The sequence below is a fragment of the Streptomyces sp. NPDC090108 genome (assembly GCF_044747185.1).
Lineage (GTDB): Bacteria > Actinomycetota > Actinomycetes > Streptomycetales > Streptomycetaceae > Streptomyces.
This window is the reverse complement of the sequence record NZ_JBIVDQ010000005.1, coordinates 1-14,666: the sequence shown is the minus strand read 5'-3', so window position 1 is coordinate 14,666 and position 14,666 is coordinate 1. Positions and strand designations below refer to the sequence as shown.

Here is a 14,666-nt window from a genome sequence, read left to right as displayed (position 1 = left end):
GTCGGGTGACCGGGGCCCTCTCGCGTCGTCCTCGCGGGCGGTTACGCCGTCTTCTGCTCGCCCTGGCCGCGGCCGCGGGAGTCGCGCGGGATCAGGGTCGGGTTGACGTTGGAGTGGACGACGTCCGCGGTGATGACGACACGGGCCACGTCCTTGCGGGACGGGACCTCGTACATCACCGACATGAGGACCTCCTCCATGATGGCGCGCAGGCCGCGGGCGCCGGTCTGGCGGAGGATGGCCTGGTCGGCGATGGCCTCCAGGGCCTCACGCTCGAAGTCCAGCTCCACACCGTCGAGTTCGAAGAGGCGCTGGTACTGCTTGACGAGCGCGTTGCGGGGCTCGACGAGGATCTGGAGCAGGGCCTCGCGGTCGAGGTTGTGCACCGAGGTGATGACCGGCAGGCGGCCGATGAACTCGGGGATCATGCCGAACTTGACCAGGTCCTCCGGCATGACGTCCTCGAAGACGTCCTTCTCCTCCAGCTCGCGCTTGGACAGGATCGTCGCTCCGAAGCCGATGCCCTTGGCGCCGGCCCGGGCCTCGATGATCTTCTCCAGGCCCGCGAAGGCGCCGCCCACGATGAACAGGACGTTCGTCGTGTCGATCTGGATGAACTCCTGGTGGGGGTGCTTGCGGCCGCCCTGCGGCGGCACGGAGGCCGTGGTGCCCTCCAGGATCTTCAGCAGGGCCTGCTGGACGCCCTCGCCCGAGACGTCGCGGGTGATGGAGGGGTTCTCGCTCTTCCGCGCGACCTTGTCGATCTCGTCGATGTAGATGATCCCGGTCTCGGCCTTCTTGACGTCGTAGTCGGCCGCCTGGATCAGCTTGAGCAGGATGTTCTCGACGTCCTCGCCCACATAGCCCGCCTCCGTGAGCGCCGTGGCGTCGGCGATGGCGAAGGGGACGTTCAGCATGCGGGCCAGCGTCTGGGCCAGCAGGGTCTTGCCGGAGCCCGTGGGCCCGAGGAGCAGGATGTTGGACTTCGCCAACTCGATGGCGTCCTCGCGGCTTTGGGCGCCGCCGTTCTCACCGGCCTGGACCCGCTTGTAGTGGTTGTACACCGCGACCGACAGGGCCTTCTTGGCGGCCTCCTGGCCGACCACGTAGCCCTCGAGGAACTCGTAGATCTCGCGGGGCTTGGGAAGCTCCTCCCAGCGCACCTCGCTCGTCTCGGCGAGCTCTTCCTCGATGATCTCGTTGCAGAGATCGATGCACTCGTCGCAGATGTACACACCGGGCCCTGCGATGAGCTTCTTGACCTGCTTCTGGCTCTTGCCGCAGAACGAGCACTTGAGCAGATCGCCGCCGTCACCGATGCGTGCCACGGTGTGCTTCCCCTTCGCCTGGGAGCCGCCTGGACACTGAGATCCAGCGGCTCCTGGTGCTGCCTTATGTCCGACGGTACCTTGCCGGGCCCGGTGTTCGGGTCCCCCTTGGCAGGGTTCACTTTGACGTGAATCCTGCCAAGGGGGCCTGCGCCTGCAGTACCCGGGTCAGCGAACCGACGCGTTGTTCATCTTGCGGGTGGAGATGATCTGGTCGACGAGGCCGTACTGGAGCGCCTCATCGGCCGTGAGGATCTTGTCGCGCTCGATGTCCTCGCGGATCTTCTCGAGCGGCTGGTTGGAGTGCTTGGCCAGCATGTCCTCCAGCTGGTCGCGCATCCGGGTGAACTCCTTGGCGATGATCTCCAGGTCGGAGAGCTGACCGCGGCCGGTGGAGCCGGCCGGCTGGTGGATCAGCACGCGGGAGTTCGGCAGCGCCATGCGCTTGCCCGGGGTGCCGGCGGCCAGCAGGATCGCCGCGGCGGAGGCCGCCTGGCCCATGCACACCGTCTGGATGTCGGGCTTGACGAACTGCATGGTGTCGTAGATGGCCGTGAGGGCCGTCATGTCACCACCGGGGCTGTTGATGTAGATCGAGATGTCCCGGTCGGGGTCCATCGACTCCAGGCACAGCAGCTGCGCCATGACGTCGTTGGCGGAGGCGTCGTCGATCTGGACGCCGAGGAAGATCACGCGCTCCTCGAAGAGCTTCGCGTACGGGTCGTACTCGCGGATGCCCTGGGAGGTGCGCTCGACGAAGCGCGGAATGACGTAGCGGCTGTCGGGGCGGGGCCCTTCGTACATGCCGCTGACGGCGCCGGGGAAGTTGCTCATGAGGGTGTTCACCGTCCTGGTGGCGTTCTGGGGGCTGGGGCTTGGCGTGGCGTGGCCGGGCCGGTCAGGCACCGGTGCCGCCGCCTCCCGGGACACCCGAGGCGTGCGTGATGATCTCGTCAATGAGACCGTACTCCTTGGCCTCTTCCGGCGTGAACCAGCGGTCGCGGTCGCCGTCGCGGATGATCGCCTCGACCGTCTGACCCGAGTGCTGGGCGGTCAGCTCGGACATGCGCTTCTTGGTGCGCAGCAGGTACTCGGCCTGGATCTTGATGTCCGAGACCGTACCGCCGAGGCCCGCGGAGCCCTGGTGCATCATGATGTCCGCGTGCGGCAGCGCGAAGCGCTTGCCCGCGGCACCGCCGGTGAGCAGGAACTGGCCCATCGAGGCCGCCATGCCCATGGCGATCGTGACCACGTCGTTCGGGATGTACTGCATGGTGTCGTAGATCGCCATGCCGGCCGTCACCGAGCCACCGGGGCTGTTGATGTACAGGTAGATGTCCTTGTCCGGGTCGGCGGCAAGGAGCAGCAGCTGTGCGGTGATCTTGTTCGCGATGTCGTCGTCGACCTGCTGGCCGAGGAAGATGATCCGCTCGCCCAGCAGCCGGTTGTAGACCTGGTCACCGAGGCCACCACCGATGGAGGGCTCGCCGGCGGCGGAGGGCATCAGATTCGTCACGTATCCACCTGCTCGTCTTACGACGGCGCCGGGCCGTCTCACGTGTTCCTGCCGGGGCTTTGCGGGGACTTCACTCCCCTTGCCCTCGTACTCATGGACCCTAACGCGCGGGTCCCTTCGGGGAATCCCGGAGATGAGGGTGTTCGCCGGGGGCGTAGCGGCGGGCCCGCTCCCGGAACCTCTCCCGGGGCCTCCCACGGGGCTTCCCGCGGGTTCTCCCGCGCATCGTTCGCAGGATTGTTCGCGGGGCTGCCCGCCGGGCCGTCCGCGGTGCCCCCGGGTATGCGACGGGCCCCCGGGAGAGAACTCCCGGGGGCCCGTCGTACGTGCGTCAGAGGCGCCGCAGGGCCGCTCAGCCCTCGGTGGTCTCCTCGGCGGACTCGGTGACCTCGGCGGCGGCCTCGGTCTCGTCGTCCTCGTCGTCCAGGTCGACGACCTCGCCGTTGGTGTCCTTCACCGTGGCGGACTCGACCACGACGGCCAGGGCCTTGCCGCGGGCGACCTCACCGACGAGGAGCGGAACCTGGCCGCCCTCGACGACGGCCTGGGCGAACTGGTCGGGGGACATGCCGGAGGAGGCCGCACGCCGCATGAGGTGCTCGGTGAGCTCCTCCTGGTTGACGTTGAGGTTCTCCTTCTTGACCAGCTCGTCGAGGACGAACTGGGTCTTGATGCCCTTGACCGCGGCCTCGCGGGTCTCGGCGTCGAACTCCTCGGCCGTCTTGCCCTGGATCTCCAGGTACTTGTCGAGGGTCAGGCCCATCTGGCCGAGCTGGTGGTGCTCCAGGTTGTGCTTGCGGGTGTTGACCTCGTCCTCGAGCAGCTTCTCGGGGACGGGGACCTCGACCAGCTCGAGGAGCTTCTCCAGGACGCGCTCCTGCGCCTGGGTGGCCTGGTCGAACTGCTTCATGTTCGTCAGGCGCTTGACGCTGTCGGCCTTCAGCTCGTCCAGCGTGTCGAACTCGGAGGCGAGCTGCGCGAACTCGTCGTCCAGCTCGGGCAGTTCACGCTTGGCGACCTGGGTGACCTTGACGGTGACCTCGGCCTCCTTGCCCGCGGCGGAGCCGCCCTTCAGCTCGGAGGTGAAGGTGCCCTCCTCGCCGGCGGACAGGCCCTTGACGGCCTCGTCGATGCCGTCGAGCAGCTCGCCCGAGCCGATGGTGTAGGACACGCCGTCCGCGACGCCGTCCTCCAGCACCTCGCCGTCGACCTTGGCCACGAGGTCGATGGTGACGACGTCGCCGTCCTCGGCGGCACGCTCGACCGGGGCGGTCGAGGCGAAGCGCTCACGCAGCTGCTCGACCGACTTCTCGACGTCCTCGTCGGTGACCTCGACGGCGTCGACCTCGACCTCGATGCCGGAGTAGTCCGGGATCTCCAGGGCGGGGCGGATGTCGACCTCGGCGGTGAAGTTCAGCGTCTCGCCGTCCTTCAGCTCGGTGATGTCGACCTCGGGCTGGCCCAGCGGGCTCAGCTCGGCCTCGTTGACCGCTTCGGTGTAGAACTTCGGGAGCGCGTCGTTGACGGCCTCTTCGAGCACAGCACCGCGACCGAACCGCTGGTCGATGACTCGGGCAGGGATCTTGCCCTTGCGGAAGCCCTTCACCGTGACCTGCTGGTTGATCTTCTTGTACGCCGCGTCGAGGCTGTCCTTGAGCTCCTCGAAGGGCACCTCGACAGTGAGCCGAACCCGGGTCGGGTTCAGGGTCTCCACGGCGCTCTTCACGGTTCGGTCTCCTTGTGGCTGACTTCTTGGTTTCTGCCGGAGCCAGACAGCTCCGGCGGATTCGCCGCCCGGAGGGATACACAGGCCATGAGGCCGGACACACGGGCGCGCAGCTTGCATAGTAACCGCAGCCGGTCAGCGCCCCAAAAGGCGATCATCACGACACAGTGACCCGCGCTCATCACAACACCGCGATCCGTGATCGCCACGGCGCGGGGATTCGATGGTCGGGGTGGCGGGATTTGAACCCACGGCCTTCCGCTCCCAAAGCGGACGCGCTACCAAGCTGCGCCACACCCCGTCTGGTGCGAGACGTAGGGTACATGCCCGGGCGGGGCGCGTCGGCCGTATCGGCGGACGCCGGGGCCGGTGGCGGCGCCCGGGGCGCTCCGGGGCGGCTCGCGGAGTCCGCCTCGGACCTCACGTTGGCTTCCGCGGCGGCGGACCCGCTACGATGCGTCCAGTGCCGCGGTCACCGACCTGCGGTGCACTCTCGCGGGCGTAGCTCAATGGTAGAGCACTAGTCTTCCAAACTAGCTACGCGGGTTCGATTCCCGTCGCCCGCTCTGTACGTGCCCAGGGGCCCGGTTTCCGTTTCGGCGGAGGCCGGGCCCCTGACGCGTTCCGGCCCCCGGCCGCGGGCCGCCCGCGACCCGTGAGCGGGGTCGCCGCGGGCCGGGACGGCGTCCCGGTACCCCCTGACGGATCCGAGCCGATGGATCCCGGCCCGACCCGAGCCGGATCAGAATCTGATCGAGTTGATGCTGTCGGCTATCGAGTTCAGGAACCGGCTGATGGACGGCGCCATACCGGTCGAGGCGAGGAAGAATCCGAAGAGGATCGCGACGATGGCGGGACCGGCCTTGATGTTCCCCCCTCGGATCAGCACTACCAGGATGATCGCCAACAGCAGCACCACAGACAGTGAAATGGCCACAACTGATCACACCCTCGGTCGGTTCGCTCTCCCGGCCCGGGGGTGCGGCCGTCCGCACCCCCGCCAGAACCATCGTGCCACCAACACGCCCCACCTATGCGGCTCGTGACACATCGTCGGCCGGCCTCCCGGGACGCGCGCGGCCCTTCACGGCAATTCCGCTGATCGGCAGGCCGCGACACCCGGGAGAATTACGCGACTTCGTTTCCCTGCCCACACATCATCTGCCCAGGTAATTGGAATTGATGACACCGGGGCGAGGTATGCCCCAATTAGTCGGCATGAATCGGGACATCAGGGGTGAAAGAGTGGCCGGATGTGCCCGTCATCACTCGCCACCGGCAGGCACATCACGCAATTCCCGGGGCATCCGGAGGTGATAACCAGGAATGACCTCGAGGGTTTTACGGAATCCCGCAGACGACGCTAGGGTGCCCCTGATGTTTGACGCCGCCCCGTCCCCCGGCCAGAACCGCACACCACTCCCCCCGGCGCAGTCGCCGGCGGACGGAGTGCCCAGTCCCCGCACCCCTGCGGGTGCACGGGAGGAGCAGACAAGAACGGACAGACCCGCCAGGCAGCGCGACGCGTTCTTCGACAACGCGAAGTACCTGGCGATCGTCCTCGTCGCCATCGCGCACTCCTGGGAGCCGCTGAAGGGCGACAGCCGGATCCTGGAGGGCGTGTACACGGTCGTGTACTCCTTCCACATGCCGGCGTTCATCATCATCTCCGGCTTCTTCTCGCGCAGTTTCGACATGCGCCCGGACCGGCTGAAGCGGCTGCTCACCGGCGTGGCCGTGCCGTACGTCCTGTTCGAGACGGCCTACCCGCTCTTCAAGAACCTCGTCGTCGACGGCTCCCACGAGCAGATCAGCCTGCTCGACCCCTGGTACCTGACCTGGTTCCTGTGCGCGCTGTTCGTGTGGCGGCTGACCACGCCCGTGTGGAAGCTGGTGCGCTGGCCGCTGCCGCTGGCCATCGGCATCGCGATGCTGGCGTCCGTCACCCCGACCATCGGCGACGACCTGGACCTCCAGCGCATCCTGCAGTTCCTGCCGTACTTCGTGCTCGGCCTGTGCATGAAGCCCGAGCACTTCCACCTGGTGCGCCGCCGCTGGGTGCGCGTCGCCTCGGTGCCGGTGTTCGCCGCCGCGCTGGCGGTGGGCTGGTGGGCCGTGCCGCGCATGAACACGGCCTGGTTCTACCACCGCGACGCGGCGCAGGAGCTGGGTGCCCCGTGGTGGTGCGGCCCGGTGATGGTGCTGGCGATGATGGGCTGCTCGCTGCTGCTGACGGCCTGCTTCTTCGCCTGGGTGCCGGGCCGCAGGACGTGGTTCACGGCGCTCGGCGCGGGCACCCTGTACGGCTACCTGCTGCACGGGTTCCTGGTGAAGCTCGCCGACTACCGCGGCTGGTTCGACCACCCCTGGCTGCACCACCCGCTCGGCGAGATCGCGGTGAGCGTGCTCTTCGCGGCCGTCGTGACCCTGTTCTGCACCGCGCCGGTGCGACGGGTGTTCCGCTTCGCGATGGAGCCGAAGCTGGAGTGGGCGTTCAAGCAGGACGCGGCCCAGCTGGCGCGGGAGCGCAGCCGCGGGGAACAGCGCGAGAAGGCCGGCGTCTGAGGGCCGTCCCCCGGCCCGCCGGACGCACCGGCCCCCGCGCACTCCCCCGGCGCACTCCACGGGCTCGTACGTCCGGCCCGCGCCCCCGGCTCCCGCGGCCGGCGCGCACCGCCGGCCCGCGCGTCCGGGTCATTCCTGCGGCTGACCGAGGAGCGCACGCATCCGCGTGTACTTCTCGGTCAGCCGTTTCCGGGTCGCCCCGTCCAGGACGGCGAGCCGTACCGGGTCGGCGTTGTGCGCGAGGTCGGCCAGCTTCACCAGCAGGGCTCCCGGGGTGGCGAGGACGCGGCCGGCGTACGCCTCCGGCCCCTCGCCGGCCCGTTTGGTCACGGCCCGCACGATGGCCTTGGTGCGGGGCGTCAGGGCGGCTTCAGCGAGCCACCGCTCGCTGAGGGCGTCGTCCTCCACGGCGTCGTGCAGCCAGGCCGCCGCGATCTGCTCGGCGTCCCCGCCCCGGGCCCTGACGCCCTCGGCCACGGCGGCGAGATGCTCGGTGTACGGCCGTCCCGCCTTGTCGGTCTGCCCGGCGTGGGCGGTCCGGGCGAGGCGCTCCACTTCAGCGAGGCTGAGGGGGGTCGTGGTCACCGGACCAGTGTCCCCGGGGCCGGAGCCGCCGTACACACCGGCCGCCGTACGCACCCGTCGTCGTACGCACCGGTCGCTGTACGCCCCGGCCGTCGTGCACACCGGCCGTCGCCTGCGCCGCGTCCGCCGCCGCGCACGCCGCTCAGCGGGCGGTCGCGGACGCCTCGCGGCAGATCAGCAGCAGGGCGCGGTCGTCGTTGACGTCCTTCGCGACCGCCTCGATGAGGTGCCAGGCGGCGCCGTGGAAGCCGCCGGCGACATAGCGGTCGGCCTCGCCGGTGAGCCGGTCGATGCCCTCGACGATGTCCCGGTCGGAGGTCTCCACCAGGCCGTCGGTGAACAGCATCAGCACGTCCCCCGGGCGCAGCGAGCCCTTCACGGGGTCGAACTGGGCGCCGTCGTACACCCCCAGCAGCGGGCCCTCGGCGGCCTTCTCCTTCCAGCGGCCGCTGCCCGCGCTGAGCTGGAGGCCCGGCGGGTGGCCCGCGGTGTACAGCTCGTAGTCCCCGGAGTCGAGGTCCAGCACCAGGTGGATGGAGGTGGCGAAGCCCTCGTCCCAGTCCTGGCGCAGGAGGTAGCCGTTGGCGGCCGGGAGGAAGGCGTGCGGCGGGAGGGAACCGAGCAGCCCGCCGAACGCGCCGGACAGCAGCAGCGCGCGCGATCCGGCGTCCATGCCCTTGCCGGACACGTCCGTGAGGACGACCTCCAGGGTGCGGCCCCCGTTCGTGCGGGCCGCGACGACGAAGTCGCCCGAGAAGGACTGGCCGCCGGCCGGGCGGAGCGCCATCTCGTGGTGCCAGCCCTGCGGGAGCTTGGGCAGCGTGCTCTGCACCCGGATGCGCTCGCGCAGGTCGAAGAGCATGGTGCCGCCGCGCCGCCAGGGCACGCCGACCCGGCTGCGGAACTGCGCGGTCAGCAGGCCGAAGAAACCGCAGGCGGCGACCACGAGGACCACGCCGGGGGTGACCCGGGAGGGCCCCTCGGTGTAGGGGCCGAGCTGTATCGACTCCACGATCAGCGCGCCGGCCGCGGTCGCGTACAGGCCGAGCAGGCTGGCCGGGCGCAGCACCAGGCCGCCGGCGACGATCGGCAGCACCAGCGTGGCCGGGGAGCACCACACCGAGTCGGCGAGGGTCATGGCGGCGAGGACGGGAACGGTCAGCAGCAGGCCCACCAGCGCGATCCAGTCGGAGCCGTTGCCGCGGAAGTAGTCCACGGCGCTTCTGCGCAGGCCGACGCGGGCCCGGTGCCACTGCATACGCCACCGGGCCGTGAACGTCTCGGCCTTCGCGCGCCGCTCTTGTCCTGCCGTCATCAGTTCGGGACCCTATCCATCGGACCGGCCGCTTGGCACGGGAGGTCCCACTTGTCCCCCGTGCGAGGCTCGAATTCGCGGTTCAACTACACAGTGAACGGCACGAACGGCCTCCGCGTCGCCGCCCGGGGGAAATTCGCTGGCCCGCCCTGTGACGCGCTGGTACGCATGGCTCATGGGAACTGATCGCGCCACGGAGTTGACGGTACTGCGCCCCGACGAGTGGGACACCTGGTGGGACGGCCTGGTCCGGGCCTTCGGTGGTGTCCGGGCGGCGGACGAGGAACGTGAACTGGACCGTTCCGTCACCGAGTTCGAGCGGTTCCTGGCCGTCAGGGACGGGGATCTGAACGTCGGCACGGCGGGTTCCTTCAGTTTCCGGACCACGGTGCCCGGCGGCGCCCTGGTGCCCGCGGCGGGCGTGACCATGGTGAGCGTGGCCGCCACGCACCGCCGGCGCGGGGTGCTGACCTCGATGATGCGCCGCCTGCTGGACGACGCGCGGGCCCTGGGCGAGCCGCTGGCGATCCTGACCGCCTCGGAACCGGCGATCTACGGCCGGTACGGGTTCGGCGCCGCGACCTTCCAGCTGAACGCCGAGATCGACACGAGCCGCACGGCGCTCTCGGTGCCCGCCGAGGCCGACGAGGTGCGGCTGCGGTACGCCGATCCGGCCGGCGCGCTCGACGACTGCGAGGCCGTCTACGCGGCCCTGGTGCCGCGCAGGCCCGGGATGCTGGCCCGGCGGGCGGGCTGGGAGCGGGCCGGGCTGCTCGACCCGGAGAGCAGGCGGAAGGGGGGTTCGGCGCTGCAGTGCGTGGTGGCCGAACGGGACGGCGCGGTGACGGGATACGCGCGCTTCCGCACCCGGCCCGGCTGGGGCCGGGACGGTCACGAGGGCACGGTGAGCGTGCTGGAGCACGCGGCCCTCGACCCGGCGACGGACGCGGCGCTGTGGAGGTTCCTGTTCGGCATCGACCTGATGCTGCACGTCGAGGTGTCGGGGCGTCCGCTCGACGACGCCTGGCAGTACCTGGTCTCCGACATCCGGCGGTGCCGCCCCTGGCTGCGGGACTCCTGCTACCTGCGGCCGGTCGACGTCGGCGCGGCGCTGTCGGCGCGCACCTACCGGACGCCGGTGGACGTGGTGTTGGAGGTGGAGGACGCCTTCTGCCCCTGGAACGAGGGGCGTTGGCGGCTGTCCGGGGACACCGAGGGGGCGTCCTGCGAGCGCACCACCGACCCGGCCGAACTCGCCCTGTCGGTACGGGAGCTGGGAGCGGCCTATCTCGGCGGGGTGAGCCTGCTGTCGCTGGCGCGTGCCGGGCGCGTGCGCGAACTGCGCCCGGGGGCCCTGGAGCGGGCGTCGGTGGCCTTCGGCTCGGCCGAGGTGCCGTGGCTGTCGCACGGCTTCTAGGGGATCTCCACCCAGGGGGCGGGCGCGGGCGCCCGGAGCACTCGGGGGCGGGGGCGGGCGCCCGGAGCACTCGGGGGCGGGGGCGGGCGCCCGGAACGGGCCGGTCAGGGCCGATGCCCGGAGCGGGGCGGTCCAGGGCCGATGCCCGGAGCCGGCCGGTCAGGGCCGCTGGCAGGTGGGGCACCAGAAGAGGTTGCGGGCGGCGAGGCCGGCGGTGCGGATCTCGTCGCCGCAGACGTGGCAGGGCAGGGCGGCCCGTCGGTAGACGTAGACCTCGCCGCCGTGGTCGTCCACGCGGGGCGGACGGCCCATGGCCCCGGGGGTGTGCTCGGGGCGGACGGTGTCGATCCGGTTCAGCCGGACGCCTTCGCGCATCAGGGCCGCGAGGTCGGTCCAGATCAGGTCCCACTCGGCGGGGGTGATGTCCCTGCCGGCCCGGTAGGGGTCGATGCCGTGCCGGAAGAGGACCTCGGCGCGGTAGACGTTGCCGACGCCCGCGATGACCTTCTGATCCATCAGCAGCGCGGCGATCGTCGTACGGCTGCGGCGGACGCGGGCGTAGGCGGCCTGCGGGTCGGCGTCCTCGCGCAGCGGGTCGGGGCCGAGCCGGTCGTGCACGGCCCGCTTCTCGCCGTCCGTGATGAGGGCGCAGGTCGTGGGGCCGCGCAGGTCGACGTACGACGTCGCGTTCGCGAGGCGGAGCCGTACGGTGTCCGTCGGCGGTGGCGCGGGGGCCGGGCCGAAGGCGACCTTGCCGAAGAGGCCGAGGTGGATGTGCACCCAGTCGGCGTCCCGGAAGCCCAGGAACAGGTGTTTGCCGTGGGCCTCGGTGCGGGTGAGTTCCGCCCCGTCCAGGAGCGCGGCGGCGTCGGAGAACTTGCCCTGGGGACTGGTGACGCGCGTGGGCGTGCCGGTGAAGCGGCCGGCGTAGTCCGACGCCAGCCGGTGGATCGTGTGCCCCTCCGGCACGGTGCCCGTCTCCTCCAGTCCCCGAGGGGGGTCAGTCCTGCTGCGGGTGGTGCGCCGGGATGGGCGGCAGCTCACCCGTCGCCTCGTAGTCCGCCAGCATGTCGATGCGGCGGATGTGACGCTGGTCGCCCGAGAACGGGGTGCCGAGGAAGATCTCGACGAACTTGGTCGCCTCCTCCTCGGTGTGCATCCGGGCACCCACGGCGACGACGTTGGCGTCGTTGTGCTGGCGGCCGAGCGCGGCGGTCTCCTCGCTCCAGGCCAGCGCGGCCCGCGCGCCCTTCACCTTGTTGGCGGCGATCTGCTCCCCGTTGCCGGAGCCGCCGATCACGATGCCGAGGGAACCGGGGTCCGCCACGGTGCGCTCGGCGGCGCGCAGGCAGAACGGCGGGTAGTCGTCCTGGGCGTCGTAGATGTGGGGCCCGCAGTCGACGGGCTCGTGTCCCGCCTCCTTGAGCCATTCGACGAGGTGGTTCTTGAGTTCGTAGCCCGCATGGTCGGAGCCGAGATACACGCGCATGGGACGAGTGTGACATGCGCCCACTGAGCGGGCAGCTTCGGGTATCACGCCCGGGAATGTGACGCAGGCCATAGAACCCCAGGGAAACCTCAAGTAACAATCCGGAATCAGAGGTTCCCGAATTCGATCCCCTCGGATTCACTGGACCGCCTCGCACACCGCAGTGCGAGGTCTCGTACCGAGCGTTCTCCGCCGTACCCCGACGGGCCCGCTCGTACGAGGTACGCACCACCGGCGCAAAGGAACTCCGTCCCCATGACCCCTGGTACCGGACTTCAAGCAGGCCTCAAGAATCGTCACCTGTCGATGATCGCCATCGGTGGTGTGATCGGTGCCGGACTCTTCGTCGGCTCCAGCTCGGGCATCGCCACGGCGGGTCCCGGCATCCTGCTGTCGTACGCCCTCGTCGGCACCCTCGTCGTCCTCGTCATGCGCATGCTTGGCGAGATGTCGGCTGCCAACCCGACCTCCGGGTCCTTCTCGGCGCACGCCGACCGTGCCCTCGGCCGCTGGGCCGGTTTCTCGATCGGCTGGCTGTACTGGTTCTTCTGGGTCGTCGTGCTCGCCGTGGAGGCGACCGCCGGCGCCAAGATCCTCGAGGGCTGGATACCCGCTGTCCCGCAATGGGGCTGGGCCCTGATCGTGATGGCGGTCCTGACGGCCACGAACCTGGTCTCCGTCGGCTCCTACGGCGAGTTCGAGTTCTGGTTCGCCGGCATCAAGGTCGTCGCGATCGGCGCGTTCATCGTCATCGGCGCGCTGGCCGTCTTCGGTGTCCTGCCGGGCGCGCACAGCGACAAGGCCGGCATCGGCAACCTGACCTCCCACGGCGGCTTCCTGCCGCACGGTCCCGGCGCGATCCTGACCGGTGTGCTGCTGACCGTCTTCTCCTTCATGGGCAGCGAGATCGCCACGCTGGCGGCCGGCGAGTCGGAGAACCCGCAGCGCGCGGTGACGAAGTCCACCAACAGCATCATCTGGCGCATCGGTGTCTTCTACCTGGGCTCGATCCTCGTCGTGGTCTGCCTGCTGCCGTGGAACGACCCGTCGATCATGAAGGACGGCTCGTACGTCGCCGCCCTGGGCTCGCTCGGCATCCCGCACGCCACCGAGATCATGAACTTCATCGTGCTGACCTCGGTGCTGTCCTGCCTCAACTCGGGCCTGTACACCGCCTCGCGGATGGCGTTCTCGCTCGGCCAGCGCGGTGACGCGCCGAAGGCCTTCGCGCGGACCACGTCCCGCGGTGTGCCGATGGCGGCGATCCTCGCGTCCGTGGTCTTCGGCTTCCTCGCCGTCTTCTTCAACTACGAGTTCCCGGACACGGTCTTCCTCTTCCTGGTCAACTCCAGCGGCGCGGTGGCCCTGTTCGTGTGGCTGGTGATCTGCTTCTCGCAGCTGCGCATGCGGCGGATCATCCAGAAGGAGTCCCCGGAGAAGCTCGTCGTGAAGATGTGGCTGTACCCGTACCTGACCTGGGCGACGGCCGCGCTGATCGTCTTCGTCCTCGGCTACATGCTGACCGACACCAAGGGTGAGAGCAGCGGCCGTACGACCGTGCTGCTGTCGCTCGGTGTGGCCGCGGTGGTGATCGTCACCTCCCTGATCAAGCAGAAGGTCACCGGGAACGCCCCGGCGCCCGCGGTCGAGGAGGACCAGGCCGACAAGGTCGCCGTCGGCTGAGCCGGCGCGCCGCGGAGGTCCGCGGCGGCGGACAGCAGAAGGGAGGGAACCCTGACGGGCTCCCTCTCTTCTCGCGTGTGCGGGTGGGCGTCCTGGAACCGGGCCCTCCGGGCATCGCAGCCGCGGCTACGGACGGTTCCGGCGCTGCGGCGCCTGACCGAACTCCATCTTCGAGCCGACCACCGCCCGCTTCTGCCACGCCTTCGCGTAGGCACTCCGGGTCCGTCCGGCCAGCGGGTGATCGGACCCGAACCGCTCGACGCACAGATCCAGGCTCTCCCGGAAAAGGGAGATGGCCTCGTCGAGGTTGCCCGCTTCACGGTGGATGTGGGCGAGGTTGTTGCGGGTGGTGATGGTGCTCGGGTGATCGGGACCGAGGATCCGGACGCTGTCGTCGAGAGTCTGCGCGAGGAGAGGGATGGCCCGGGCAGGGTCACCTGTGTCCTGGTAGGCGCCCGCGAGGTTGTTGCGGGTGGCAAGAGTGTCGGGGTGATCGGCGCCGAGGATGCGGGTCCGGTCGATGAGGTCGGGGGTGCGGTGGGGGTTGGTGGGGTCGGGGGTCCGGGTGAGGGCCTGGACGAGGCGGTGGACGGAGATGGTGCCGGTCGCGGGGTCCGGGGTGATCAGGCTGTAGGCGGTGAGCAGGCCGAGGGCCTGGTTCGTACCGATGCCTGAGGCGTCGGGGAGGACGGCCAGGGCCGCGGGGATGGCGTCGGGGGCGTACCAGGCCAGGCTGCGGAGCAGGTCGACGGCGGCGGGCTGGCGGGTGGTGATGTGGGCGGGGTCGCCGACGTTGTCCAGGACGACCAGCCAGCCGGTGTGGGTGGCCAGCCACTGCAGCCCGAATTCGGCCAGAAGGCCGCCCCCAGTTGCGGCAGCGGATCGGGGCAACACGATCGGGTGGGGGGGGACGGCCCGGACATGGCAGTGGGGGGGGGGGGGGGGGGGCGCCCCCCCCCCCCGGGGGGGCCGGCCCGCCCCGCCCCCCCCCCCCCCCCCCCCCCCCCCCCCCCCCCCCCCCCCCCCCCCCGCCCGCCCCGGC

13 protein-coding genes and 2 tRNA genes are annotated in these 14,666 nt (G+C 70.3%); 4 read left to right on the top strand and 11 right to left on the bottom strand.

From position 1 onward, the window contains the following. Nucleotides 1–41: 41 nt before the first annotated feature. The 5 genes from clpX to ACIPRD_RS18370 form a co-directional block, all read right to left on the bottom strand. Nucleotides 42–1,328 carry an ATP-dependent Clp protease ATP-binding subunit ClpX gene (clpX, locus tag ACIPRD_RS18390; RefSeq protein WP_356397387.1) on the bottom strand — a complete coding sequence of 429 codons (1,287 nt, stop codon included), beginning with the start codon at nt 1,326–1,328 and terminating at the stop codon, nt 42–44. A 168-nt stretch (nt 1,329–1,496) separates the two neighbouring features. Further along, complete coding sequence (locus ACIPRD_RS18385) at nt 1,497–2,162, bottom strand: ATP-dependent Clp protease proteolytic subunit (RefSeq protein ID WP_356397385.1); 666 nt, start codon at nt 2,160–2,162, stop codon at nt 1,497–1,499. A gap of 64 nt (nt 2,163–2,226) precedes the next feature. Then, nucleotides 2,227–2,832: an ATP-dependent Clp protease proteolytic subunit gene (locus tag ACIPRD_RS18380; RefSeq protein WP_018545112.1), complete on the bottom strand. Its 606-nt coding sequence runs from the start codon at nt 2,830–2,832 to the stop codon at nt 2,227–2,229. A 364-nt stretch (nt 2,833–3,196) separates the two neighbouring features. Beyond that, nucleotides 3,197–4,570, bottom strand: coding sequence for a trigger factor (gene tig / locus ACIPRD_RS18375; RefSeq protein ID WP_356397384.1), 1,374 nt, complete (start codon nt 4,568–4,570; stop codon nt 3,197–3,199). Between the two features lie 224 nt (nt 4,571–4,794). After that, nucleotides 4,795–4,871 (bottom strand) — tRNA-Pro (locus ACIPRD_RS18370). A gap of 194 nt (nt 4,872–5,065) precedes the next feature. On the opposite strand from ACIPRD_RS18370, the gene ACIPRD_RS18365 reads away from it, so the two are divergent. After that, nucleotides 5,066–5,136 (top strand) — tRNA-Gly (locus tag ACIPRD_RS18365). A gap of 176 nt (nt 5,137–5,312) precedes the next feature. Here the strand turns inward: ACIPRD_RS18365 and ACIPRD_RS18360 are convergent. Beyond that, a complete protein-coding gene (locus ACIPRD_RS18360; RefSeq protein WP_073894178.1) occupies nt 5,313–5,507 on the bottom strand; it encodes a hypothetical protein in 195 nt (64 codons plus the stop codon). 512 nt (nt 5,508–6,019) lie between these two features. On the opposite strand from ACIPRD_RS18360, the gene ACIPRD_RS18355 reads away from it, so the two are divergent. Next, nucleotides 6,020–7,135: an acyltransferase family protein gene (locus ACIPRD_RS18355; protein ID WP_401565129.1), complete on the top strand. Its 1,116-nt coding sequence runs from the start codon at nt 6,020–6,022 to the stop codon at nt 7,133–7,135. A 129-nt stretch (nt 7,136–7,264) separates the two neighbouring features. Here ACIPRD_RS18355 and ACIPRD_RS18350 read toward each other — a convergent pair whose 3' ends face one another. Then, entirely contained in the window at nt 7,265–7,720 is a 456-nt protein-coding gene (locus tag ACIPRD_RS18350) for an HD domain-containing protein (RefSeq protein WP_356397377.1), read from the bottom strand. Between the two features lie 142 nt (nt 7,721–7,862). Then, nucleotides 7,863–9,035 carry a PP2C family protein-serine/threonine phosphatase gene (locus tag ACIPRD_RS18345; RefSeq protein ID WP_356397376.1) on the bottom strand — a complete coding sequence of 391 codons (1,173 nt, stop codon included), beginning with the start codon at nt 9,033–9,035 and terminating at the stop codon, nt 7,863–7,865. A gap of 175 nt (nt 9,036–9,210) precedes the next feature. Here ACIPRD_RS18345 and ACIPRD_RS18340 point away from each other — a divergent pair, with 175 nt between their 5' ends. Continuing rightward, entirely contained in the window at nt 9,211–10,452 is a 1,242-nt protein-coding gene (locus ACIPRD_RS18340) for a GNAT family N-acetyltransferase (protein WP_401564240.1), read from the top strand. A gap of 159 nt (nt 10,453–10,611) precedes the next feature. Here ACIPRD_RS18340 and ACIPRD_RS18335 read toward each other — a convergent pair whose 3' ends face one another. Both ACIPRD_RS18335 and ACIPRD_RS18330 read right to left on the bottom strand, forming a co-directional pair. After that, nucleotides 10,612–11,421 (bottom strand): Fpg/Nei family DNA glycosylase, encoded by an 810-nt coding sequence (locus ACIPRD_RS18335; RefSeq protein ID WP_401564238.1) that lies wholly within the window; start codon nt 11,419–11,421, stop codon nt 10,612–10,614. A 31-nt stretch (nt 11,422–11,452) separates the two neighbouring features. Beyond that, on the bottom strand, nt 11,453–11,941 hold the full coding sequence (locus ACIPRD_RS18330) for a ribose-5-phosphate isomerase (protein ID WP_356397368.1): 489 nt from the start codon (nt 11,939–11,941) through the stop codon (nt 11,453–11,455). Nucleotides 11,942–12,196: 255 nt separating this feature from the next. Between ACIPRD_RS18330 and ACIPRD_RS18325 the strand changes: the two genes are divergently transcribed. After that, nucleotides 12,197–13,624: an amino acid permease gene (locus ACIPRD_RS18325; RefSeq protein WP_356397365.1), complete on the top strand. Its 1,428-nt coding sequence runs from the start codon at nt 12,197–12,199 to the stop codon at nt 13,622–13,624. Between the two features lie 126 nt (nt 13,625–13,750). On the opposite strand, the gene ACIPRD_RS18320 is transcribed toward ACIPRD_RS18325, so the two are convergent. Then, nucleotides 13,751–14,515: a tetratricopeptide repeat protein gene (locus ACIPRD_RS18320; protein ID WP_401564235.1), complete on the bottom strand. Its 765-nt coding sequence runs from the start codon at nt 14,513–14,515 to the stop codon at nt 13,751–13,753. Between the last annotated feature and the right edge of the window lie 151 nt (nt 14,516–14,666).

Coding starts and splice junctions, on each gene's coding strand:
- ACIPRD_RS18385 (WP_356397385.1), bottom strand. CDS start 2,162: ATGAGCAACTTCCCCGGCGCCGTCAGCGGCATGTACGAAGGGCCCCGC.
- ACIPRD_RS18380 (WP_018545112.1), bottom strand. CDS start 2,832: ATGCCCTCCGCCGCCGGCGAGCCCTCCATCGGTGGTGGCCTCGGTGAC.
- ACIPRD_RS18345 (WP_356397376.1), bottom strand. CDS start 9,035: ATGACGGCAGGACAAGAGCGGCGCGCGAAGGCCGAGACGTTCACGGCC.
- ACIPRD_RS18340 (WP_401564240.1), top strand. CDS start 9,211: ATGGGAACTGATCGCGCCACGGAGTTGACGGTACTGCGCCCCGACGAG.
- ACIPRD_RS18330 (WP_356397368.1), bottom strand. CDS start 11,941: ATGCGCGTGTATCTCGGCTCCGACCATGCGGGCTACGAACTCAAGAAC.
- ACIPRD_RS18325 (WP_356397365.1), top strand. CDS start 12,197: ATGACCCCTGGTACCGGACTTCAAGCAGGCCTCAAGAATCGTCACCTG.